Consider the following 21,773-nt stretch of genomic DNA (forward strand, 5'->3'; position numbering starts at 1 on the left):
GTTCAGCCCCTTGCCTCGTTGAGCACCGCACCGAGCGTGCGCTCCACCAGAACGACCTTGAAGGCGTTGTCCCGCGTCGGCCGCGCGTCGGCGAGCAGCCGTTCTGTAACGGCGCGGGCGCCCTTGGGCAGGGCCTCCTCCGCTTTCTCGTCGCGCCAGGGCCGAGGAGCGATGCCGCCGACCGCCACGCGGCCCGTGCCATCCGGCAGGATGACCGCGCCCACTGACACCAGCGCAAAGGCATAGGAGGCGCGGTCGCGCACCTTGCGATAGACCTGCCGGCCTCCGAGCGGCTTCGGCAGCAGCACGGCGGTGATGAGTTCGCCCGGCGCGAGCGCGGTCTCGATGTGGGGCGTGTTGCCGGGCAAACGATGGAAATCCGCCATGGGAATGCGCCGCGTGGTCCCATCCGGCCCCACCGTCTCCACCTGCGCATCAAGGGCACGCATCGCTACCGCCATGTCGCTCGGATGGCTGGCGATGCAGGCATCGCTCGTGCCGATGACGGCCAATTGCCGGGTGATGCCGTCCATCGCCGCGCAGCCGCTGCCGGGCTTGCGCTTGTTGCACGGCTGGTCGGTGTCATAAAAATACGGGCAGCGGGTGCGTTGGAGGAGATTGCCGGCGGTGGTCGCCTTGTTGCGCAACTGGCCGGAGGCCCCTGCCAGTAGAGCCCGCGACAGCAGCGGATAGTCCCGCCGCACGCGCGCATCCGCCGCAAGATCCGTATTGCTCACCAGCGCACCGATGCGCAGGCCGCCCTCCGCCGCCGGTTCGATCGTGTCGAGGGCGAGGCCGTTGACGTCGATGAGGTGGTTCGGCGTCTCGATCTCCAGTTTCATGAGATCGAGGAGATTGGTGCCGCCCGCGATGAACTTGGCGCCGGGCGTGCGCGCGGCTGCGGCCGCCGCTTCGGCGGGGGACGAGGCGCGCTCGAACGTGAAGGGGATCATGCGCCTCTCCCGGCAACTTCTGTGATGGCTTCGAGGATGTTGGAATAGGCGCCGCAACGGCAGATGTTGCCGCTCATGCGCTCGCGCACCTCGTCCACGGAGAGCTCGGGCGCGGTGGAAAGATCGGCCGTGACATGGCTCGGGATGCCGTCGCGGATCTCGCCCAGCACCGCCACGGCCGAGCAGATCTGGCCCGGCGTGCAGTAGCCGCACTGATAACCGTCATGCTTGATGAAGGCCGCCTGCATGGGATGCAGATTGCCGGGGCTGCCGAGGCCCTCAATGGTGGTCACGCTGTCGCCCTCGTGCATCACCGCAAGCGTCAGGCAGGAGTTGATGCGCACGCCGTCGACCATCACGGTGCAGGCCCCGCACTGTCCGTGATCGCAGCCCTTCTTGGTGCCTGTCAGATGCAGATGCTCGCGCAGCGCATCGAGCAGGGTGGTGCGCGTGTCGACCGTCAATTCGTGGGAGGCGCCGTTCACGGTGAAGCGGACCTTCGCCGAAACGGGATCGAGGGTGCGGGGCGCGTTGGGCGGGGTAGATACTGGCTGGGACGTCTCGGCAGCGGCGGGATGGGCAACGCCGCTCCCGGCGAGGGTGGCGGCTCCGGCGGCGATCAGGTCGCGTCGCGTCAGGGCCGTGGGCTGGGGCATGGTCATGTCCGGATCCGAAGGTTGGAGGCGGGCCGGGGGAAGGGCTCAGGGTCGCCGACGCAACAGGCGCGCGGACCTCCATCATGGAATGCCTCCAGACAGGATGTGTTCCCTTCGCAAATCCGTGAGCGCTCGCGCGCGCCGGCTTCCAAGGGCGCGCGGGTACGTCCTGGGCTGCGCTGGAGACCGGGACGCGTTGGTGGTGGAACGTCTTGGCCACGGCAACGTTACCAACCGTCCTGCACCGGAGGCGGCTCCACCCCATGCATCATGCGTCCTCGCGTTCCTCGCTCGATCCCTCGGCTGACACCGGACGGCCTCTCTTTCGCTTCGGCGCCGAATGGCTGGGGGATGGCACGCGCTTCCGCCTGTTCGCTCCGGATGCGCCGTCCGTCACGGTGGAGCTGGAGGGACACGGCGGCTTCAAAATGGCGCGCAGCGCGGATGGGTTTCATGAAGCCGTGATCGCGCAGGCGGCGCCCGGAACGTTTTATCGCTTCCGGGTCGGTGACCAGGCGGTGCCGGACCCCGCGTCGCGCATGCAGGCGGAGGATGCCGAGGGCTGGAGCGTCGTCGTTGGCGTGCCGCAGCTCATGCCCCGCCCGTGGCGGCGTCCCTGGACGGAAGCCGTGATTGCGGAAGTCCATGTCGGGACGGCCACCCCGGAGGGCACGTTCCGCGCTCTCATCGACCGGCTGGACCATTATCGCGACGCCGGCTTCACCGTCCTCGAACTGCTGCCGGTCGCGGATTTCCCCGGCCGCCGCAACTGGGGCTACGATGGCGTCCTGCTCTATGCGCCCGATCGCGCCTATGGCACGCCCGATGACCTGCGCGCGCTGATCGACGCCGCCCATGCCCGCGGCATCGGCATGATGCTGGACGTGGTCTATAACCACTTCGGTCCGCGCGGGAACTACATGCCGCTCTATGCCCGATCCTTCTTTCGGGAGGACATCGGCACCCCGTGGGGCGCGGCGCTGAACCTTGAGAGCGAAGTCGTCCGTGGCTTCTTCGTGGAGAATGCGGCCTACTGGCTCGCGGACTTCGGCTTTGACGGCCTGCGCTTCGATGCCGTGCACGCCTTTGCCACGGATGGTGCGGAAACCTTTCTGCGCGAACTGGCGGAAGGGTGCCGCGCGGTGCGACCCGATGCCTTCCTCGTGCTGGAGAACCACGACAACGTCGCCGGCTGGATGAGCCGTGATGACCAATTGTTCACCGCCCAGTGGAACGACGACTGGCACCACGTCTTCCATGTGATGGCAAGCGGAGAGCAGACCGGCTATTACGCCCCCTATGCCCGCGATCCGGCCGCTGCGGCCGAACGGGCGCTTGGGAGCGGCTTCGTCTTCCAGGGCGAGGCCTTTCCCGATGCGGGCGGCCATCCGCGGGGGACGCCGTCCGGCCATCTCCCGCCCGATGCCTTCGTCAGCTTCGTGCAGAACCACGACCACATCGGCAATCGTCCGCTGGGTGACCGGCTGGCGGCCACCCTGTCGCCGGAACGGCTCGCCTTTCTTCATTTCGTTCTGATGCTCTCGCCGCAGATCCCGCTCCTCTTCATGGGGGAGGAAGCGCAACTGCCCACGCCTTTCCCCTTTTTCTGCGACTTCGACGGCGAACTGGCCGATGCGGTCCGCAATGGACGCCGTTCGGAGTTCGGGGACTTCTTCGCGGCTCATGGGGAAGCGACGTTTCCCGATCCGCTGGACGATGCCACCTTCCATGCCGCGAAGCTCCGGCCCGAGGATTTCTCCGATGAGCGCGCCCGCGCGGCCCTTGATGCCTTCCGCCGGCTGGCCGGCCTGCGCCGTGATCTCGTCTGGCCGTTGACCGCGAGCGCCTATGTGGGCAGCACGGTCGAGCGGCAAGGGGAGGGGCTCTGCGTATCCTGGCACTTTGCGGCCGGCACGCTCGTTATGGCCCTCAACGCCGCTTCCCTGTCCGCGACCGTTCCGCTTCCGGATCTCGTCGCCGGACTGCCGGCCGATGCGCATATCGGCGAGGTGGACCTGCTGCCCGAGGGCAGTCTGGAACTCGGAGCCTTCGCCGCCGTCCTCTGGAGCCGCGCCGCCGCATGATCCCCGATCTTATCGCCACCTATCGGCTGCAGTTCCACAAGGGTTTCACCTTCGCCGACGCCGAAGCGCTCGTGCCCTATCTCGCGGGGCTCGGCGTGAGCCATCTCTACGCCTCGCCGCTCACCGTTGCCGTACCGGGCTCCACGCACGGTTATGATGTGGTTGATCCCACGCGCATCAACCCGGAACTCGGTGGGGACGAGGGCTTCGACCGGCTCTCGCGGGCTTTGACGGCCAACGGCATGGGCCTTCTGCTCGACATCGTGCCCAACCATATGGCCGCCTCCCAGCACAATCCCTTCTGGATGCAGATGCTGGAGTGCGGGCCGGAGGCGGACGGGGCGCGTCTGTTCGACGTGTTCTGGGAGACGGGCAAGCTGCTGCTTCCGGTGCTCGGCGAGCCGCTGCGCGCGACTCTGGAAGCTGGCGCCTTCTCGCTTCAGCCCCATTACGACACCCGGCGCATCGTGCTGTGCTATGGCGGCAACGTCTTCCCCCTTCGGCCCGAAAGCGTGCGCCAGATCATGGAAGCCGCCGGCTTGAAGGAGGACCTCGGCGCCCTCGGGATCGATGATCGCGCCGCGCTGGAAGCGGCGCTGACACGGGTGGATCTGGCCGAGATCATCGAAGCCCAGCACTGGCGCCTCGCCTGGTGGCGTACCGCCGCCCACGATCTCAACTACCGGCGCTTCTTCAACATCACCGATCTCGTCGGCGTGCGGATCGAGGATCGCGAGGTGTTCGATTTCGTCCACCGTTTGCCGCTCGATCTGGTGCGGCAGGGGCGGGTGCATGGCCTGCGGGTCGATCACGTGGACGGGCTGGCCGATCCGGCGGGATATTGCGCACGCCTGCGCCGGGCGGTGGGGCCGGACGTGCCGATCTTCGTGGAGAAGATCCTGGAGCCGGGGGAGAAGCTGCGTCCCTGGCCCATCGATGGCACGACCGGCTATGAGCGCCTGAACGACATCAACGGTGTCTTCGTGGACGAGCCGGGATACCGGACGCTGGAAGAGGATCTGCGCGCGCGCAACGTGCTGGTGGGCACGACGGCCGCGCGCCTTGCCGAGGCCAAGCGGCAGGTGTTGCAGGGCAGCCTTGCCGCGGAGGTGGACTCCCTCGCCGCGCTGGCCCGCGACGGGCTCGACGAGGCCATGCGCGAGGGCGATCTGACCGACGCTGCCATTCGTGACGCGGTTTCGGCCCTCCTGGTTCATTGCCCGGTCTACCGCTCCTACGCCACATGGGATGCCGCTGGACCGGAAGATGAAGCACTCTGGGACGCCATCGCTGAAGGCATGGCCGCCGCCGAGGATCCGCTGACCAATGCGGCCGGGGCGGTGCTGCTGGACCGGCTGCGGGCCCCGCGCCTCGACAGCGACCGTCGCTTCCGCGAGCGGTTCCAGCAGCTCAGCGGTCCGGCCATGGCCAAGGGGTTCGAGGACACGGAGTTGTATCGCTATCCCGTACTGCTCTGCGTCAATGAGGTGGGCGGGAGTCTTGATCATCCGGCCCGCACCCTCGAGGCCATACACACCGCGTCCGAGGCGCGGGCCTCTGCGGGCATGCGCGACCTTATCCCTCTTGCGACCCACGACACCAAGCGCGGGCCGGATACGCGCGCGCGCCTCGCCGCCATCAGCACAATGCCGGACCTCTGGCTCGGCTTCCGGGGAGACACGCGCGAAGCGTGCGAGGCGCTGGCAGCGAATGTCTCGGGTCAGGCGCAGCCGGATGCGCTGGATCAGGTGATGATCCTTCAGACGCTTGTTTCGGCATGGCCGCTCTCGGAGGAGCGCGTCACCGCGTATCTCACCAAGGCGCTGCGCGAGGCCAAGCGGCACACCAATTGGGAAACTCCCAACGCCGAGTATGAGGACGCAGCGGCCGCCTTCGCGGCGCAGATCATTTCCGCGGCGCAGGGAGAGGCCGTGCGGGCCGGGATCGAAACGCTGGTCCGGCAACTTGAGCCCGCGGGCCGCATCGTCGGCCTGGCCCAGACCATCCTCCAGCACACGCTGCCGGGCACGCCGGACATCTATCAGGGGACCGAGTTCCGGGACTTCTCTCTGGTGGACCCCGACAACCGCCGTCCCGTGGACTGGGAGGCGCGGCGCGCGGCCCTGGCCGGCCATGGCGAGATGCCGGACACAGATCGGGAGAAAAGCGAGCTGGTGCGGCGCCTCCTGTCCTTGCGCCGAACGCAGGTCGCACTGACGCGCGGCAGCTACACCCCCCTGCGCCTTGCTCCTTCGCCTTGGCGCTGGTTCGGCTTCGAGCGGCGGCATGAGGGCTCGGCGGTGCGCGTGATTGTGCCGACGCGGGTCCCTACGGCCAATGAGGCGCCAGCCTCCCTCTCCTTCGAGGATGGGTGGGGCACGCAGGAGTGGGCGGGCCTGGACGGGGCTCCTCTCGCGGGCGATGTGGCGACGACGCTCGCGTCCGACTGGCCCTTCCTGATCGCACGGGCGCGGGCCTCCTGAGACCAACGCCTCCGCGATCAGTCGGGAGGGCGGGCGGCGCGCAGGTGCTGACCCGTCGCTTCCCTTCACATCTTTGACATCTCCCTCGACAGCCTATTCGTGTGGTTGCGCCGCAGCTTGCACGCATTGGGGGTATTGGGTGGCGGCGATACCCCACGGGCTGGGGGCAGCGGCCCGCGTGCGCTTGATCATGGTCACGCTCTCGGATTGGATGCGCGGCGGCAGTGCGTGCGTGTCGGGGTGATCCTCGGCGAGCGGCATGCCCAACCGCCCGACGCTGGCCCGTCACCCGCAAACGTCAACATCGGGCCATCATCCCAGCCTGAGGAGCGGCCTTAAGGGCCGGAGACGCCAATGCATCGCAATCGTCGCGCCAAGATCGTCGCAACCGTGGGGCCGGCGAGCTCCGATCCTGCGGTGCTGAAGGCCCTGTATCTCGCCGGCGTCGATACCTTCCGGATGAATTTCAGCCACGGCAGCCGTGAGAACCATGCGGCGGTGCATGCTTCGATCCGCGCCCTCGAAATCGAGATGGGGCGCCCCATCGGCATTCTTCAGGACCTTCAGGGGCCGAAGATCCGCGTCGGCACCATCAAGGACGGCCGCATCACCGTGCAGGCGGGCGAGAAGATCCGTTTCGTGCTTCACGGCGCGGACGGCGACCGCGATGCCATTCCGCTGCCCCATCCGGAAATCTTCGCCGCCATCGCGCCCCGGCAGGACCTGCTCATCGACGACGGCCGGGTGCGCGTGCGGGTGCAGGGCGTGGGCGATGATTTCATCGACGCCGAAGTGGTCATCGGCGGCGTCATCTCCAACCGCAAGGGCGTGAACCTGCCCGGCACGATCCTTGACCTCTCCCCGCTCACCGCGAAGGACCGCGAGGACCTGGAATTCGGTCTCTCGCTCGGCGTGGACTGGGTGGCGCTCTCCTTCGTGCAGCGGGCCTCCGACGTGATCGAGGCGCGCGGCATCATCGGCGACCGCGCCGGCATCATGTCCAAGATCGAGAAGCCCTCGGCACTGGAGCATATCGAGGACATCGTCCGCATGTCGGATGCGGTGATGGTGGCGCGCGGCGATCTCGGCGTCGAAATCCCGCATGAGGAAGTGCCCGGCCGCCAGAAGGAACTGGTGCGCGCCTGCCGCCTTGCGGCGAAGCCCGTGATCGTGGCGACGCAGATGCTCGAATCCATGGTCAACGCCCCGACGCCCACCCGCGCGGAGGCCTCCGACGTCGCCACCGCCATCTATGACGGGGCGGATGCGGTGATGCTCTCGGCGGAATCCGCAACCGGCAGCTATCCGGTCGAGGCCGTGACCATGATGGACCGCATCATCTCGGCCACCGAGCGCCACAAGCTCTATCGCTCCTTCATCTCTGCCTCCGCGCTCGATCCCGAGCAGTCGCCGCCCCACGCGGTGGCTGCCGCCGGGGCCGGCCTTGCGGAGACCATCGGGGCGAAGGCCATCGTCGGCTATACGTCGAGCGGCACCACGGTGGCCCGCATCGCGCGCCAGCGGCCCGCGCTGCCCATCGTGGCACTGACGCCCAATCTCGCCGTGGCCCGCCGGGCCTCCCTCATGTGGGGCGTGCACAGCGTGCCGTCCCAGGACGTGACCACCTATGAGGAAATGGTGGCGACGGCCCGCAAGGCGCTGGTGGACGAGAATTTCGGCGGGCCCGGTGATCTCGCGGTCGTGGTGGCGGGCATTCCCTTTGCCCAGTCCGGCACCACAAACAACCTGCGCGTCTTCTCCCTCGGCGGCTCCGCGCGCTGACCGCCCGACAGCCTGGCCACCCCGTGGCCGGGCTGTCTTTTCGACCCCGTTTGTGTCGTTGACCTCGCTCCGTCCGGCCCGCATGACCCCGCCATCGGGAGCATCGAGGTCTGGATCATGAAGAGACACTACGTGGGTCTGCTGGCGATGGCGGTTCTGCTGGCCGGCTGCGCCACCGTGACCCGCGGCACCACGTCGAAGGTGCAGGTGGTGACGGAGCCCGCGGGCGCGAAGGTTTCGACGACGCTCGGCTATGACTGCACGAGCCCGTGCACCATCATGGCGGGTCGCAAGGACGAATTCACCGTCACCATCACCAAGGACGGCTACGAGCCCGAGGTGGTGGAGGTGCGTACGCGCAGCTCGCAGGACGGGCAGGGCGCGGTCGCCGGGAACCTCATAGCCGGCGGCCTGATCGGCATGGGCGTGGATGCGGCGAACGGTGCCGATCTGGAGCACTATCCCAACCCTATCACCGTCACGCTGCGGCCGGTGGCTAAGCCCGGCAAGCGCTCCTGAGGGGCAGCCCGGCCGGGTCAGCCCCGGCCGGACTTCAGGCGGCTCTCGGCTGCGGCGATATAGACGTCGCGCGAGGGCGTCAGATGCCGGCGGCAGAGATCGACAAGCCCCGCGCGATCGCCGCCCGCGAGCGCCGCAATCATCGCCACATGCTCGTCGCGGGCGCGGGCGAGATGCTCGGGGCTGGCGGCGGTCATGGACCGCACGCCGTGCACCTTGTGGGCCATGGCGGCGATCAGTTCGGCCAGATGCGGATTGCCGCAGGCCGCGAACAGCGTCTCATGGAAGACCATGTTGGCGCGGAAGGCCGCCCGCGCATCGCCGCTCGCGACCGCGGCCGAATGCCGGGCCTGAACGGCTTCCAGCGCGGCCAGGAGGCCGGCGTCCACCGGCAGGGGGATCTCGGCGGCAGCGAGCGTCTCCAGCGCCTCGCGCACGGCATAGATCTGCCGCACGTCATCCGGCGCGAGGGATTTGACCACCGCGCCGCGGTTGGGCACGCGCTCCACCAGCCCCAGCCGCTCCAGCTCTGACAGCGCCTCGCGGATTACGTGGCGCTTCACCTCGAGGCGGGCGGCCAGTTCCTCCTCGACGAGGCGCTCGCGCGGCAGCAGCCAGCCGAGCACGATCTCCTCCTCCAGTGTCGCGGCGATGGCGCGGACGCGGTCCGTGGTCTGTTGCTTGGCAGCGGCTTCCATGGGCTCCGAAATAACGCTGTTCGATATTGTTGACAATCCTGGCAACAACCGCTTCCAATGCCCCATGACCAGCGCCGATGACGAGACCCCACCCGCCGCCCGCGGCATGCGCCGCAACCTTGCCAGCTATGGCGATCCGGGCTTTTCGCTCTTCCTGCGCAAGGCCTTCATCAAGGCGGCCGGCTATTCGGACGATGCGCTGGATCGGCCGATTATCGGCATCACCAACACCTTCAGCGACTTCAATCCCTGCCACGGCAACGTGCCGCGCCTCATCGAGGCGGTGAAGCGCGGGGTGATGCTCGCCGGCGGTCTGCCGATGGAGTTTCCCACCGTCTCCATCCACGAATCCTTCTCCAACCCCACCTCCATGTTCCTGCGCAATCTCATGGCCATGGATACGGAGGAGATGATCCGCGCCCAGCCCATGGACGCGGTGGTGCTGATCGGCGGCTGCGACAAGACCGTGCCGGCCCAGCTCATGGGCGCGGTGAGCGCCAATGTGCCCGCAATCCAGCTCATCACCGGGCCGATGCTGGTCGGCCATCACAAGGGCGAAATCCTCGGCGCCTGCACCGATTGCCGGCGGCTCTGGGGCCAGCACCGGGCCGGGCATCTCGATGCGGAGGAGATGGACGTGCTCTCGGGCCGCCTCGCGCCGACGCAGGGCACCTGCATGGTCATGGGCACGGCCAGCACCATGGGCTGTCTCGTGGAGGCGCTGGGCATCGCCTTGCCGTGGACGGGCACCATTCCCGCCACCCACGCGGACCGCATCCGTGCGGCCGAGGCGAGCGGGCGTCAGGCGGTGCAACTGGCAACCCATGGGCCGACGCCGCGCGATCTGCTCACGCCTGCCGCCTTCCGCAATGCGCTGACGGTGCTTCAGGCCATTGGCGGCTCCACCAACGGGCTCGTGCATCTCGCCGCCATCGCCCGCCGGGCCGGCCTCTCCGTCGATCTCGACGCCTTCGATGCCATCGGTCGATCCGTGCCTGTGCTCATCGACCTGAAGCCCTCGGGCGACCATTACATGGAGCACTTTCACTGGGCCGGCGGCGTGCCGAAGCTGATGAAAGAGCTGGGCGATCACCTCGACCGCAGCGCGCCCACCATCGACGGACGTACCATCGGCGAGATTGCGGACGCCGCCGAGGAGGTGCCCGGCCAAGCCATCATCCGCCCCGCCAGCGCGCCGCTGAAGCCGTTCGGCGGCATGGCCGTGCTGCGCGGCAATCTGGCGCCGGGCGGCGCGGTCATCAAGCATTCCGCCGCCTCCGAGGCCCTGCTGCGCCACACCGGGCGGGCGGTGGTCTTCGACAGCGTCGAGGACATGGTGAACCGCATCGACGATCCGGGTCTTGATGTGCAGGCGGATGACGTATTGGTGCTGCGCAACGCCGGCCCCAAGGGCGCGCCGGGCATGCCGGAGGCCGGCTATCTGCCGATCCCGAAGAAGCTGGCGCAGGCGGGCGTGAAGGACATGGTGCGGATTTCCGATGCCCGGATGAGCGGCACGGCCTTTGGCACCATCGTTCTGCACATCACGCCGGAGGCGGCGGTCGGCGGCCCGCTCGGTCTCGTGCGCAGCGGCGACACCATCCGCCTCGACGTGGCGGCACGCGAGATCGCGCTGCTGGTGCCGGATGAGGAGCTCGAACGCCGCAGGGCGGAATGGACGCCCCCCGCCCATCTGGCCGAGGCGGCGCGCGGCTATCAGCACCTTTATCTTACCCACGTCCTTCAGGCGGACGAGGGGTGCGATTTCGATTTCTGCTGACGGGTCGCGTCGGTGCGCTCACGCGGACCAGATGCCGCCGTCCGAGGTCCGCCGCACGTAATTGACCAGGAAGTCCGTGAAGACGCGGATCTTGGCCGGCAGACGCTCGCGGTTCTGGTAGGCAATGTTCATGGTCAGCATGGGCAGTTGCCAGTCCAGCAGCACCGGCACCAGCCGCCCGGCCTCGAGATCCTCCTGCACGATGTAGAGGGGCTGGACGAGAATGCCGAGCCCGGCGATGGCCGCCTGCCGGATCACCTGCCCGTCATTGCAATCGAGCGCCGCGGTGATGCGGACGGTGCGCTCTGCCTCGCCCTTGGAGAGGCGCAGGGAGAAGGGATCCTGCGCCAGATTGTAGACCAGCATGTCATGCCGGGCGAGGTCGGCGGGCTCCTTCGGCCGGCCGCGTTCCTCCAGATAGGCGGGGGAGGCGGCCAGCACCCGGCGCATGCGCCCGAGCCGCCGCACCACGATGTTGGTGTCCGGCTCGTGCAGGCGGGTGCGGATGGCGACATCGATCCCCGCTTCGATGAAGTCGAGATAGCGGTTCGCCACCGCGATGTGCACGCTGAGCTTGGGATAGAGCCGGCGCAGCTCCGGGAGCATGGGCGCCAGATAGATGGTGGCGAAGGACAAAGAACTCGTCACACGCAACAATCCCTGCGGAGAAAGCGTGTGCTCATTGACGGCCTCCTCCGCCTCGGCGAGCTCGGCAAGGAGCGCGCCGCTGCGCTGGTAGAATTCCTGTCCGGCTTCCGTGAGCCAGAGGCGGCGCGTGTTGCGCTCGACGAGCCGGGCGGACAGGCGCTCCTCCAGCGCCGAGAGATGGCGGCTCACGGCGGCGTTCGACATACCCAGCGCCTCGGCCGCGCGGGAGAGGCTGCGCAATTCGGCCGTCTTCAGGAAGACCTCGATCTGGGCCAGGCGATCCATCTTTCCGCTCCGCGCAAAAGACCGTTCCGAAAATTCCGGTTTATTTCCACCGCGTGCAAGTCAAAACTGCAAGCAATCAAAGACCAATAAGGTCGAGGAAACGCCAATATGACCGGACCCGTCCGCCACATTGTGATGTGGCGGGTCGGCGGAGATACGCGCGAAGCGCGCGCCGCCGCCCGTCTCAAGGTGAAAAGGGCCTTCGAGGGCCTGCGCGGCCGCGTCCGCGGCCTGACCCATGTGGAAGTGGGCATCGACATCAGTGATGTCGATTATGCCTGCGACGTGGTGCTCGTCTCCGAATTCGAGACACAGGCCGATCTGGAGGCCTATGCCACCCATCCCGAGCACCTGAGGGTGCGTCAGGAATTGGGGGATCTGCGCATCGCCCGCTTCCAGGTGGACTATGTGGCCGAGCCGGCCGCGTCCCCGGCCCTTGAGCCCGATCGCGCATCCCGCGGCGAACTCTTCGCCGGCGCCTGAACCCTGCGGCGCGGCCGGCATCGGCCGCCGAGGAAGGACAGCGTCATGAACATGAGCTTCACTTACGATGCCCTGCCCATCCGCGTCCGGTTCGGCCGCGGCACGGTGGCCGAAGTCGCGACCGAGGTGGCGCGCCTCGGGGCGCAGCGCGCGCTCGTTCTGACCACGCCCCAGCAGGCAGGGGAGGGCGAGCGGATCGCCGCTTTGCTCGGTGCCGTATCCGCTGGCGTGTTTCCGGGCGCGGTCATGCACACGCCCGTCGAGGTAACGGAGATGGCGCTTGCCGCCTTGCGCGAGAGCGGCGCGGATTGCGTGGTGTCGGTGGGCGGAGGCTCCACCACCGGCCTTGGCAAGGCCTTGGCGCTGCGCACCGGGGTGAAGCAGCTCGTCATTCCTACCACCTATGCCGGCTCCGAGATGACGCCCATCCTCGGCGAGACGCAGGACGGGCGGAAAACCACGCTCCGCTCGCTCAACGTGCTGCCCGAGGCGGTGATCTATGACGTGGATCTCACCGTCGGCCTGCCGGCCGCCCTGTCGGCCACGTCGGGCGTGAATGCCATCGCCCATGCGGTGGAGGCGCTTTATGCCCGCGACCGCAATCCCGTGATCTCGCTGATGGCGGAGGACAGCATCCGCAGCCTGTCATCGGCTTTGCCGATCCTCGTCCACGAGCCGGGCAACATGGAAGCGCGGGGCATGGCGCTTTACGGCGCCTGGCTCGCCGGCTGTTGCCTCGGCGCGGTGGGCATGGCCCTGCACCACAAGCTCTGTCACACGCTCGGCGGCACCTTCAATCTGCCCCATGCGGAGACGCACACCATCGTCCTCTCCCATGCGGTGGCCTATAATGCGCCGGCTGCGCCAGAGGCCATGGCCGCCATCACGCGCGCCCTCGGCGCGCCCGATGCGGCGCAGGGCATCTTCGATCTCGTCCGGGCGCTGGGCGCGCCCCGCGCCCTTGCGGACATCGGCATGCCGGCGGATGGCATCGAGCGCGCTGCCGATCTCGCGGTGGAAAGCCCCTACTGGAACCCGCGGCCCATCACCCGCGAGGCGATCCGCGATCTCATCGCCCGCGCCCATGCGGGCGAGCGGCCGGTCGCGGCGGTCCCCGCAGAAGAGGCGGCCTGAGCCATGGCGCGCCCCTCCCGCACCCTCATCACCGGCGCGACCATCCTGTCCATGGACGGGGCCGTCGGGGACCTGCCCAAGGGCGACATTCTCGTCGAGGACGACCGCATTATTGCCATCGCGCCGGTCCTTCAGGCGGATGACGCGGAGCGGGTGGACGCGGAGGGCCGCATCGCGGTGCCGGGCTTCGTGAATGCGCACATGCACACCTGGCAGACCGGCCTGCGCAGCCTCGCGGCGGACTGGACGCTGCTGGAATATTTCCGCTGGGTGCATGCGGGGCTCGCCACGCGCTTCCGGCCGGAGGACATCGGCATCGCGACCCTCGTGGGCGCGCTGGGGCAGATCGATGCGGGCACCACCACGCTCGTGGACTGGTGCCATAACAATCCCACCCCCGAGCATACGGATGCGGCGGTCGAGGCGCTGGCACGGAGCGGCATCCGCGCCGCCTTCTTCCACGGCTCGCCCAAGCCGGACCCGAAGCCCGGCGAGCCCCATTTCTCGGAAGTGCCGCATCCGCGCGCCGAGATCGAGCGGCTACGCCGGGGGATGTTCTCCGGCGAGGACGGGCTGATGACCCTCGGCCTCGCCATCCTCGGCCCCCATTATTCGACATTGGAGGTCGCCCGCGCGGATTTCCGGATGGCGCGGGAGTTCGGCCTCGTCGCCTCCATGCATCAGGGCGGGGGAGCGGCGAAGACACCGGGTGGCTGGGAGACGCTGCTCGACGAAGGGCTGGTGGGGCCGGGCATCAATGTGGTGCATGGCAACGACCTCTCCGACGCGCTCTTCTCGGCGTTGGTGGATCAGGGCGCTTCCTTCTCGGTGACGCCCGAGAACGAGATGACGCAGGGCCACGGCTTTCCCGTCACCGGCCGCCTGCTGAAGCGCGGCGTTGCCCCCTCGCTGGGCGTCGATCTGGAATCCGTGCTGGCGGGCGACATGATGGGCGTCGCGCGCGTCGCGCTGGGCATGCAGCGTGTGCTCGACAATACCGACAGCCGCCGCGACACCGGGGCCATTCCGCCGACCTCCACCGTGCGGGTGCGGCAGGCGCTGGAATGGATCACCATCGAAGGCGCGCGGATGCTGGGGCAGGAGGGGCGCATCGGTTCGCTCGCGCCCGGCAAGCAGGCGGACATCACGCTCATCGATGCCCGCGCGCTGCATCTGCAACCGGTGCATGATCCGGTGGCCACCGTCGTCATGCAGGCGGGGCGGGGAGACGTGGAGGCGGTGATGATCGCCGGCCGCTTCCGAAAGAAGAATGGCAAGCTGCTGGCCGCAGCGCTCGACGACACGCTCGCCCGTCTCGCCCGCTCCGGCGCGCGCATCGTGGACGAGCTCGGTCTCAAGCGGACGGCGGCGTGAGGAGACGGGGATGACGGAAACGCTCACACTTGGCTGGATCGGGCTCGGGAAGATGGGCCTTCCCATCTCCACCCGCCTTGCCGCCGCAGGCTACGACATCGCGGGCACGGACCGGGATCAGGAGCGCATCTCCGAGGCGGCCGCCAGCGGCGTGAAGCCCGCCGCGACGCTCGCGGATGCCGCAACGCGCGACATCGTCTTCACATCCCTGCCGGACGACAAGGCGCTGCGGGCGGTCGCTCTCGATGGCCCGCTGTTCCAGAGCATGCGCAAGGGTACGATCCTGGTGGAGACCTCGACCGTCAGCCCCGGCATCTCGGCCGAAGTGGCGCAGGCGGCAGACGCGCGCGGCATCGCCTATCTGCGGGCGCCGGTCTCCGGCAATGCGGCGATCGCCCATACCGGCAATCTCACCTGCTTCGTGTCCGGCCCGAAAGCCGCCTTTGACACCTTCCTGCCGGTCGCCCAGGCCTTCACGCGGGCGCAGAAATATCTCGGGACGGCGGAAGAGGCCCGCTACGCCAAGCTGGCGGTCAATCTCATGATTGCCGTCTCCGCCGCCATGATGGGTGAGAGCATCGTCCTGGCCCGCAAGGGCAACCTGGCCTGGCAGGACATCCTCGACGTGCTGACCAACAGCGCGGTGGGCTCGCCCATGGTGCACTACAAGGCCAAGAGCCTGGAGACGCGCGACTTCAACTCCACCTTCTCCTGCCGCCAGATGGCCAAGGACCTCGACCTGATCGTCGGCGCCGGGCACGCGGCGGACATGGCCATGCCGCTCGCGACCCTGACGCGCGAGGTCTATGGCGCGCTCATCGGGCGGGGCGAGGGCGAAGCGGATTTCATCTCCACCGTACGCCTTGCGGAATGGCTGGCCGGCCTCGGCGAGCCGGACCTTGAACAGAATGAAGGGAGGCTCGCATGAGGAACTTCGATCAGTTCACCATCACGCAGGCCGTGCTGGAGCGGGTCGCCAACACGCCGGACGCCCGCACCCGGCAGATCAGCGAGGCGCTGGTTCGCCACCTGCACGATTTCATCCGCGAGGTGCGCCCCACCCAGGCGGAATGGGAGCAGGGCATCGCCTTCCTCACCGCCACCGGCCACATGTGCACCGGCACGCGGCAGGAATTCATCCTGCTCTCCGACACGCTTGGCGTTTCCATGCTGGTGGATGCGATCAATCACGATCACCAGCAGGCGGTGACGGAGAGCACGGTTCTGGGTCCCTTCTATGTGGAGGGGCCGCCGGAGCAGCCCTGCGGCAGCGACATTTCCGGCGATCTGCCGGGCGAGCCCATGTTCGCCTCCGGCACCGTGCGCACGGCCGACGGCACGCCGCTCGCCAATGCCATCGTGGACGTGTGGCATTCGGACGAGGACGGCTATTACGACGTGCAGCACGAAGGGGAGGGGCTGGTCGCCCGCGCCCGCTTCCGCACCGATGAGGCGGGCCACTTCCATTTCTGGTCCATCAAGCCCGCCGCCTATCCGATCCCCCATGACGGGCCGGTGGGCAAGATGCTGCAGGCCCAGGGGCGCCATCCCTGGCGTCCGGCGCATGTGCATTTCATGATCGAGGCGCCCGGTTATGAGAAGCTCGTGACCCACGTCTTCGTGGCGGGCGATGCCTATCTCGACAGCGATGCGGTCTTCGGCGTGAAGGACTCGCTCATCTGCGACTTCGCCGTCCATCCCGCCGGCGCCGCGCCGGACGGTCGCGTGGTTGACCGCCCATGGTGCGAACTCACCTACGATTTCCGGCTCAATCCGGTCTCCAACGCCGCCTCGCGTGCGGCCTAGGCTCGCCATTCGGCCGGCGCCTTGAGCCGGCCGGACGGTACGTCCCAGTAGCTTCAGTCTGTCCGGAGACGCCATCTCCGGCCCTTGATGGCGCAAGCGGTTTCGAACATCCGCAGACCGAGAGCCCGGAAAACGGGCCCCTTGCGGAGGGAGGAAGACATGTCTGCCCAAGCCCGCATCGATGGCGTGCCCATCGGTGCCCCCTCGCTCGACATCATCATGGCGCGGCTCGCGGCCATCGTCGGCGATCGTGCCAGTGCCGCCCCCGGCGTGCGGGCCGATCACGGCCGCAGCGAGGCCTATCACGCCGCCCGCCCGCCAGACGTGGTGGTCTTTCCGGAGACCACGGCGGAAGTGCAGGCCATCGTGAACCTGTGCCGCGAGCTCGATCTGCCACTCGTGCCTTTCGGCGCCGGCACCTCGCTCGAAGGCAATGCCGCCGCCCTCCATGGCGGCGTGTGCCTCGACATGGGGCGCATGAACCAGATGCTGGAGATCCACGCGGAAGACATGGATGTGCGGGTGCAGCCCGGCATCACCCGCAAGCAGCTCAACGCCCAACTGCGCGACACTGGGCTGTTCTTCCCCATCGATCCGGGCGCGGACGCCTCCATCGGCGGCATGACCTCCACCCGCGCCTCCGGCACCATGGCGGTGCGCTACGGGACCATGAAGGACAATGTGCTGGCCCTGGAAGTGGTGCTGGCCGACGGACGCGCCATCCGCACCGCGCGGCGGGCCAAGAAGTCCGCCGCCGGCTATGATCTCACCCGCCTCTTCGTGGGGGCCGAGGGGACGCTCGGCGTCATCACCGAGATCACGCTGAAGCTGCATCCGCAGCCGGAGGCGATCTCCTCCGCCGTCTGTGCCTTTCCCGACCTGAAGGCGGCCGTGGACACCGCCATCGGCGTCATCCAGTCGGGCGTGCCGGTCGCCCGTATCGAATTGCTCGACGCCGTAATGATGCGGGGCATGAACCTGCATTCGCGCCTCGGCCTGCCCGAGGTGCCGCACCTGTTCTTCGAGTTTCACGGCTCCAGCGCTTACGTGACCGAGCAGGCGGAGACCGCGCAGGCCATCGCGGCGGACAACGGCGGCCAGGGCTTTCAGTGGGCGGTGACGCCCGAGGAGCGCACCCGGCTCTGGCACGCCCGCGACAACACGCTTTATGCGGGCCTCGCCCTGCGTCCCGGCGCCAAGGCCATGATTACCGACGTGTGCGTGCCCATCTCGCGGCTCGCGGACTGTCTCGTCGACACCGCTGCCGATCTTGTCGAATGCGGCCTCGTCGCGCCGGTGGTGGGCCATGTGGGTGATGGAAATTTTCACCTGCTGGTGCTCATCGACCCGCAGGACCCGGAAGAGCTTGCCCGCGCCAAGGCCTTCAACGAGCGGCTGGTACGCCGGGCCATCGCGCTGGACGGCACCTGCACCGGCGAGCACGGCATCGGCATGGGCAAGATGGACTTCCTCGCCCTCGAATTGGGCGAGGCGGTGGATGCCATGCGGCTGCTCAAGGGTGCGCTCGATCCGCACGGCATTCTGAACCCCGGCAAGATCTTCAAGCCCCATCCTCCCACCCAAGGATCTGCGCCATGAGAGCGGTGATGGAAAAGATGCCCCGCCTCGAAGCCGCCCCGTCCGCCGAGACCCCCGGCACGCCACTTCTGGAACTGCGCGGCATCTCGAAGGTGTTTCCCGGCGTGAAAGCGCTGGATGACGTGTCCTTCGCCGTCTGGCCCGGCGAAGTGCACATGCTGCTCGGCGAGAACGGCGCTGGCAAATCCTCGCTGATGAAGGTGCTCTGCGGCGCCTATCAGGCGGATGCGGGCGAGTATTTCCACAAGGGAGAGCAGGTCGATATCCGCTCGCCCGCCGATGCCCGGCGCTTCGGGATTTCGGTCATCTTTCAGGAGTTCTCGCTCGTTCCCTATCTGGACGTCGCGCAGAACATCTTCCTTGGCCGGGAATTTCCCTCGAAGATTCCAGGTCTTCTGGATCGCCGCCGTCTCTATCGCGAGGCGCAGGCGGTGCTCGACCTCATCGGCCTCGACGTGGACCCACGCACCAAGGTGCACAGCCTCGGCGTCGCCCAGCAGCAGATGGTGGAGATCGGCAAGGCGCTCTCGCAGGATGCCCGCATCCTGGTGATGGACGAGCCGACCGCCGCTTTGTCGGACCGCGAGACGGAACGTCTGTTCGAGGTGATGCGTCAGCTTCAGGCCAAGGGCGTCGCCATCATCTACATCTCCCACCGCATGGCCGAGGTGTTTGCCCTCGGCGACCGCATCACCGTTCTGCGCGACGGCAAGATGGTGGGCCGGGCGCTTCCGGGCGAGACCTCTCCGGATGAACTGGTGCGGATGATGGTCGGCCGCAACGTCGACATGTCCTATCCGCGCCGCTTCGCCACCGAGCTCGGCGAGACCGTGCTGGAGGTGAAGAATGTCAGTTCGGTCAACGGCATCCGGGACATAAACCTGAAGGTCCGCGCCGGGGAGATCGTGGGCCTGTGCGGTCTGGTCGGCTCCGGCCGCACCGAGGTGGCGCGGGCCATCTTCGGCGCCGATGCGGTGACCGCCGGCGAGATCCGCCTGTTCGGCAAGCCGCAGACCGGCGGGCCGGACGCGGCCGCGCGGGCCGGCGTCGGCCTCATCCCCGAGAGCCGCAAGACCGAAGGCCTGGCGCTCATCCGCTCGGTCAGCGACAACCTCGCCATCGCGGGCTTGCCGAAGCTGTTCCCGAACATGGTCTTCTCGCCCGCCAAGGCGCGCCGCTCGGCGCAGGAACTGATCCAGCGCCTGCGCATCGCAACGCCTTCGCCACGCCAGAACGTGGCCGTGCTCTCGGGCGGCAACCAGCAGAAGGTGGTGATCGGCAAGTGGCTGGCCGCCGGCACGCGGCTCTTCATCTTCGACGAGCCGACCCGCGGCATCGACGTGGGTGCGAAGTCGGAAATCTTCGCCCTCATCGATCAATTGGTGGCCGAGGGCGCGGCGGTGTTGATGATCTCGTCCGAACAGGCCGAGATCGTCCATGTCTGCGACCGCGCCTATGTGATGCGCGGCAAGCGCATCGTCGGCGAACTCGCCCGCGCCGACCTTTCCGAAGAGAACATCGTCCGAATGGGGATGCACGATGAGTGACCTTGCCCTCGCCCCCACCCGTGCGCGCCGGTTGCCGGCGGTGCCCGGGGTTGCCGTCGCCCTCGTCGGCCTCGCGGTCCTGTTCGCCATCGCGAGCCCCGGCTTCCTGTCGCCGGGCAATCTGTCGAACATCCTCGTCCAGTCGGTGATCCTGCTGCTCCTCGCTCTGCCGATGACGCTGATCATCATGACCGAGGGGCTCGACCTCTCCATGGGCGCAGTGCTCACGCTCGCCTCGCTGGTGCTGGCGCTCATCGTCGTGGCGACCCAGTCGCTGGTCCTCGGGTTGCTCGGGGCCATCGCGGTCGGCCTCGTCTTCGGCCTTGCCAATGGCTGGCTGGTGGCGGTCCTTGGCATCCCGCCCTTCGTCGCCACCCTCGGCACGCTCGGGGCTGCCCAGGGGCTGGCGCTCATCGTGTCCGATGGCCAGAGCGTGGTCGGCATCCCGCGCTTCGTGCGGCAGGTCTATTCCGGCGAGATGGCGGGCATTCCGACGCCGATCCTCATCGGCGCGGGCTTCTATGCCCTCTTCCATGTGCTGCTCTATCACACGCGCTTCGGCACCTATGTCTGCGCGCTGGGCGGCAACCGGGATGCGCTGACGCTCGCCGGCGTGCGCTGGCGGCCTCTCCTCATCGCCGTCTACATGCTGGGCGGCGCCACCGCCGGCGTCGCGGCCCTGCTGATGACGGCCCGCATGAATGCCGGCCATCCCACCGCCGCCATCGGCATGGAGTTCGACGCCATCGCCGCCGTGGCGCTGGGCGGGACCTCTTTCGAGAAGGGCAACGGCTGGATCTTCGGCACCCTGCTCGGCGTGCTCACCGTCGGTGTGCTGCGCAACGGCCTGAACCTCATGGCCGTGCCGTCTTCGGTGCAGGTGGCCTGCATCGGCGCCCTCGTCATCTTCGCCCTCTTCCTCGACGGCATGCGGAGCCAGAAGTCATGAGCCTCGCCAGCGACGTTCCGGCGGGCTCGCCCCGCCTCCATCTGTCCAAGGATGTCCAGCAGATCGTCTATCGGCTGCTCGCCGCCGGCCTGATCTGCCTGGCGCTGGGCATCGCCACCGATGCCTTCTTCACCACCAACAACATCCTCAACGTGCTGCGTCAGGCGAGCCTGCTGTTCTTCCTCGCCTCCGGCCTCACGCTGGTGATCCTGACGGGCGGGCTCGATCTCTCCATCGGCGCCAATATCGGCCTCTCGGCGTGCCTCGCCGCCACCGTCATCAAGGCCACGGGCTCGCCGGTGCTGGGCACGCTGACGGGGCTCGCCACCGGCTGCGCCATCGGCATCTGCAACGGCCTCATGGTGGCGAAGCTGCGCATCCCCTCCTTCATCGCCACCTACGGCATGCTGTGGGTGCTGCACGGCATCACCTATTACTACATGGCCGGCGAGACCATTCATGGCTTCCCGCCCGGCTTCCGGCAGATCGGCTCGGGGCATTTCCTCGGCATTCCGATCCCGGTCTATCTGATGGTCGTCTTCCTCGTCGCCGGAACGATCTTCGCCCAGAGGACCGTGTGGGGGCAGCAGATCTATGCCATCGGCGCCAATCCGGTGGCGGCGCGGCTGACGGGCATTCCCATCCACCGCCGGCTGATCCTCGTCTATGGCTTTTCCGGCGCCATGGCGGGCGTCGCCTCCATCGTCTTCCTCGCCCGTCTCAATTCGGCAGAGGGGGACATCGGCGAGGCCATGACGCTGCCGGCCATCGCGGCGGTGCTCATCGGCGGTGCCTCGCTGTTCGGCGGCATCGGCAGCGTGTTCGGCACCTTCATCGGCGCCCTCATCCTCACGCTCGTCCTCAACGGCATGAACCTGCTCGCCATCAACGCCAGCTGGCAGCCGCTCGTGACCGGCGCGATCCTCGTCTTCGCCGTCTGGCTCGACATGTACGGCCGCAAGAAGGCCTGAGCCGCGTCACCAATCCAGAATA

General features: G+C 68.1%; 18 protein-coding genes. 14 read left to right on the forward strand and 4 right to left on the reverse strand.

What is annotated here, in order from left to right; translation table 11 throughout:
• Positions 1–2: 2 nt before the first annotated feature.
• Positions 3–953 carry an FAD binding domain-containing protein gene (locus tag AZC_RS07215; protein WP_012169929.1) on the reverse strand — a complete coding sequence of 317 codons (951 nt, stop codon included), beginning with the start codon at positions 951–953 and terminating at the stop codon, positions 3–5.
• Positions 950–1,615 (reverse strand): aldehyde dehydrogenase iron-sulfur subunit PaoA, encoded by a 666-nt coding sequence (gene paoA / locus AZC_RS07220; RefSeq protein ID WP_012169930.1) that lies wholly within the window; start codon positions 1,613–1,615, stop codon positions 950–952. Before paoA ends, AZC_RS07215 begins: the two co-directional genes overlap by 4 nt.
• A gap of 257 nt (positions 1,616–1,872) precedes the next feature.
• Here paoA and treZ point away from each other — a divergent pair, with 257 nt between their 5' ends.
• The 4 genes from treZ (at position 1,873) to AZC_RS07240 (ending at position 8,477) form a co-directional block, all read left to right on the forward strand.
• Entirely contained in the window at positions 1,873–3,693 is a 1,821-nt protein-coding gene (treZ, locus tag AZC_RS07225) for a malto-oligosyltrehalose trehalohydrolase (protein ID WP_081433930.1), read from the forward strand.
• Positions 3,690–6,176, forward strand: a complete 2,487-nt coding sequence (treY, locus tag AZC_RS07230) for a malto-oligosyltrehalose synthase (RefSeq protein WP_012169932.1) — start codon at positions 3,690–3,692, stop codon at positions 6,174–6,176. The genes treZ and treY overlap by 4 nt, the downstream gene beginning before the upstream one ends.
• 354 nt (positions 6,177–6,530) lie before the next feature.
• On the forward strand, positions 6,531–7,958 hold the full coding sequence (gene pyk / locus AZC_RS07235; protein ID WP_012169933.1) for a pyruvate kinase: 1,428 nt from the start codon (positions 6,531–6,533) through the stop codon (positions 7,956–7,958).
• 117 nt (positions 7,959–8,075) lie between these two features.
• Positions 8,076–8,477: a PEGA domain-containing protein gene (locus AZC_RS07240; RefSeq protein WP_012169934.1), complete on the forward strand. Its 402-nt coding sequence runs from the start codon at positions 8,076–8,078 to the stop codon at positions 8,475–8,477.
• A gap of 17 nt (positions 8,478–8,494) precedes the next feature.
• Here the strand turns inward: AZC_RS07240 and AZC_RS07245 are convergent, their stop codons facing one another.
• Entirely contained in the window at positions 8,495–9,175 is a 681-nt protein-coding gene (locus AZC_RS07245) for a GntR family transcriptional regulator (RefSeq protein ID WP_043879035.1), read from the reverse strand.
• 64 nt (positions 9,176–9,239) lie between these two features.
• Between AZC_RS07245 and AZC_RS07250 the strand changes: the two genes are divergently transcribed.
• Positions 9,240–10,955 carry an IlvD/Edd family dehydratase gene (locus AZC_RS07250; protein WP_043880120.1) on the forward strand — a complete coding sequence of 572 codons (1,716 nt, stop codon included), beginning with the start codon at positions 9,240–9,242 and terminating at the stop codon, positions 10,953–10,955.
• A gap of 18 nt (positions 10,956–10,973) precedes the next feature.
• On the opposite strand, the gene AZC_RS07255 is transcribed toward AZC_RS07250, so the two are convergent.
• On the reverse strand, positions 10,974–11,888 hold the full coding sequence (locus tag AZC_RS07255) for a LysR family transcriptional regulator (RefSeq protein WP_012169937.1): 915 nt from the start codon (positions 11,886–11,888) through the stop codon (positions 10,974–10,976).
• Positions 11,889–11,996: 108 nt separating this feature from the next.
• On the opposite strand from AZC_RS07255, the gene AZC_RS07260 reads away from it, so the two are divergent.
• The 9 genes from AZC_RS07260 (at position 11,997) to AZC_RS07300 (ending at position 21,751) form a co-directional block, all read left to right on the forward strand.
• Positions 11,997–12,371, forward strand: coding sequence for a Dabb family protein (locus AZC_RS07260; RefSeq protein ID WP_012169938.1), 375 nt, complete (start codon positions 11,997–11,999; stop codon positions 12,369–12,371).
• Positions 12,372–12,416: 45 nt separating this feature from the next.
• Positions 12,417–13,505, forward strand: a complete 1,089-nt coding sequence (locus tag AZC_RS07265; RefSeq protein ID WP_012169939.1) for a maleylacetate reductase — start codon at positions 12,417–12,419, stop codon at positions 13,503–13,505.
• 3 nt (positions 13,506–13,508) lie between these two features.
• Positions 13,509–14,879 (forward strand): amidohydrolase family protein, encoded by a 1,371-nt coding sequence (locus tag AZC_RS07270; RefSeq protein ID WP_012169940.1) that lies wholly within the window; start codon positions 13,509–13,511, stop codon positions 14,877–14,879.
• Between the two features lie 10 nt (positions 14,880–14,889).
• The gene (locus AZC_RS07275; RefSeq protein WP_012169941.1) at positions 14,890–15,807 is read left to right on the forward strand and encodes an NAD(P)-dependent oxidoreductase; all 918 of its coding nucleotides are present in this window, start codon (positions 14,890–14,892) and stop codon (positions 15,805–15,807) included.
• Positions 15,804–16,685 (forward strand): intradiol ring-cleavage dioxygenase, encoded by an 882-nt coding sequence (locus tag AZC_RS07280; RefSeq protein WP_012169942.1) that lies wholly within the window; start codon positions 15,804–15,806, stop codon positions 16,683–16,685. The genes AZC_RS07275 and AZC_RS07280 overlap by 4 nt, the downstream gene beginning before the upstream one ends.
• A gap of 219 nt (positions 16,686–16,904) precedes the next feature.
• Positions 16,905–18,284, forward strand: coding sequence for an FAD-linked oxidase C-terminal domain-containing protein (locus AZC_RS07285; protein ID WP_043880121.1), 1,380 nt, complete (start codon positions 16,905–16,907; stop codon positions 18,282–18,284).
• Positions 18,285–18,292: 8 nt separating this feature from the next.
• Positions 18,293–19,831, forward strand: coding sequence for a sugar ABC transporter ATP-binding protein (locus AZC_RS07290; protein ID WP_081433933.1), 1,539 nt, complete (start codon positions 18,293–18,295; stop codon positions 19,829–19,831).
• The gene (locus tag AZC_RS07295) at positions 19,824–20,780 is read left to right on the forward strand and encodes an ABC transporter permease (RefSeq protein WP_043879036.1); all 957 of its coding nucleotides are present in this window, start codon (positions 19,824–19,826) and stop codon (positions 20,778–20,780) included. Before AZC_RS07290 ends, AZC_RS07295 begins: the two co-directional genes overlap by 8 nt.
• On the forward strand, positions 20,777–21,751 hold the full coding sequence (locus AZC_RS07300) for an ABC transporter permease (RefSeq protein WP_012169946.1): 975 nt from the start codon (positions 20,777–20,779) through the stop codon (positions 21,749–21,751). The genes AZC_RS07295 and AZC_RS07300 overlap by 4 nt, the downstream gene beginning before the upstream one ends.
• The last annotated feature ends 22 nt before the right edge of the window (positions 21,752–21,773 follow it).

Source organism: Azorhizobium caulinodans ORS 571 (assembly GCF_000010525.1).
GTDB classification, from domain to species: Bacteria; Pseudomonadota; Alphaproteobacteria; order Rhizobiales; family Xanthobacteraceae; genus Azorhizobium; species Azorhizobium caulinodans.

Bases quoted from the DNA above. Each gene is read 5' to 3' on its own strand.
- AZC_RS07215 (WP_012169929.1), bottom strand. From the start codon at position 953: ATGATCCCCTTCACGTTCGAGCGCGCCTCGTCCCCCGCCGAAGCGGCG.
- paoA (WP_012169930.1), bottom strand. From the start codon at position 1,615: ATGACCATGCCCCAGCCCACGGCCCTGACGCGACGCGACCTGATCGCC.
- treZ (WP_081433930.1), top strand. From the start codon at position 1,873: ATGCATCATGCGTCCTCGCGTTCCTCGCTCGATCCCTCGGCTGACACC.
- treY (WP_012169932.1), top strand. From the start codon at position 3,690: ATGATCCCCGATCTTATCGCCACCTATCGGCTGCAGTTCCACAAGGGT.
- pyk (WP_012169933.1), top strand. From the start codon at position 6,531: ATGCATCGCAATCGTCGCGCCAAGATCGTCGCAACCGTGGGGCCGGCG.
- AZC_RS07240 (WP_012169934.1), top strand. From the start codon at position 8,076: ATGAAGAGACACTACGTGGGTCTGCTGGCGATGGCGGTTCTGCTGGCC.
- AZC_RS07245 (WP_043879035.1), bottom strand. From the start codon at position 9,175: ATGGAAGCCGCTGCCAAGCAACAGACCACGGACCGCGTCCGCGCCATC.
- AZC_RS07250 (WP_043880120.1), top strand. From the start codon at position 9,240: ATGACCAGCGCCGATGACGAGACCCCACCCGCCGCCCGCGGCATGCGC.
- AZC_RS07255 (WP_012169937.1), bottom strand. From the start codon at position 11,888: ATGGATCGCCTGGCCCAGATCGAGGTCTTCCTGAAGACGGCCGAATTG.
- AZC_RS07260 (WP_012169938.1), top strand. From the start codon at position 11,997: ATGACCGGACCCGTCCGCCACATTGTGATGTGGCGGGTCGGCGGAGAT.
- AZC_RS07265 (WP_012169939.1), top strand. From the start codon at position 12,417: ATGAACATGAGCTTCACTTACGATGCCCTGCCCATCCGCGTCCGGTTC.
- AZC_RS07270 (WP_012169940.1), top strand. From the start codon at position 13,509: ATGGCGCGCCCCTCCCGCACCCTCATCACCGGCGCGACCATCCTGTCC.
- AZC_RS07275 (WP_012169941.1), top strand. From the start codon at position 14,890: ATGACGGAAACGCTCACACTTGGCTGGATCGGGCTCGGGAAGATGGGC.
- AZC_RS07280 (WP_012169942.1), top strand. From the start codon at position 15,804: ATGAGGAACTTCGATCAGTTCACCATCACGCAGGCCGTGCTGGAGCGG.
- AZC_RS07285 (WP_043880121.1), top strand. From the start codon at position 16,905: ATGGCGCGGCTCGCGGCCATCGTCGGCGATCGTGCCAGTGCCGCCCCC.
- AZC_RS07290 (WP_081433933.1), top strand. From the start codon at position 18,293: ATGGAAAAGATGCCCCGCCTCGAAGCCGCCCCGTCCGCCGAGACCCCC.
- AZC_RS07295 (WP_043879036.1), top strand. From the start codon at position 19,824: ATGAGTGACCTTGCCCTCGCCCCCACCCGTGCGCGCCGGTTGCCGGCG.
- AZC_RS07300 (WP_012169946.1), top strand. From the start codon at position 20,777: ATGAGCCTCGCCAGCGACGTTCCGGCGGGCTCGCCCCGCCTCCATCTG.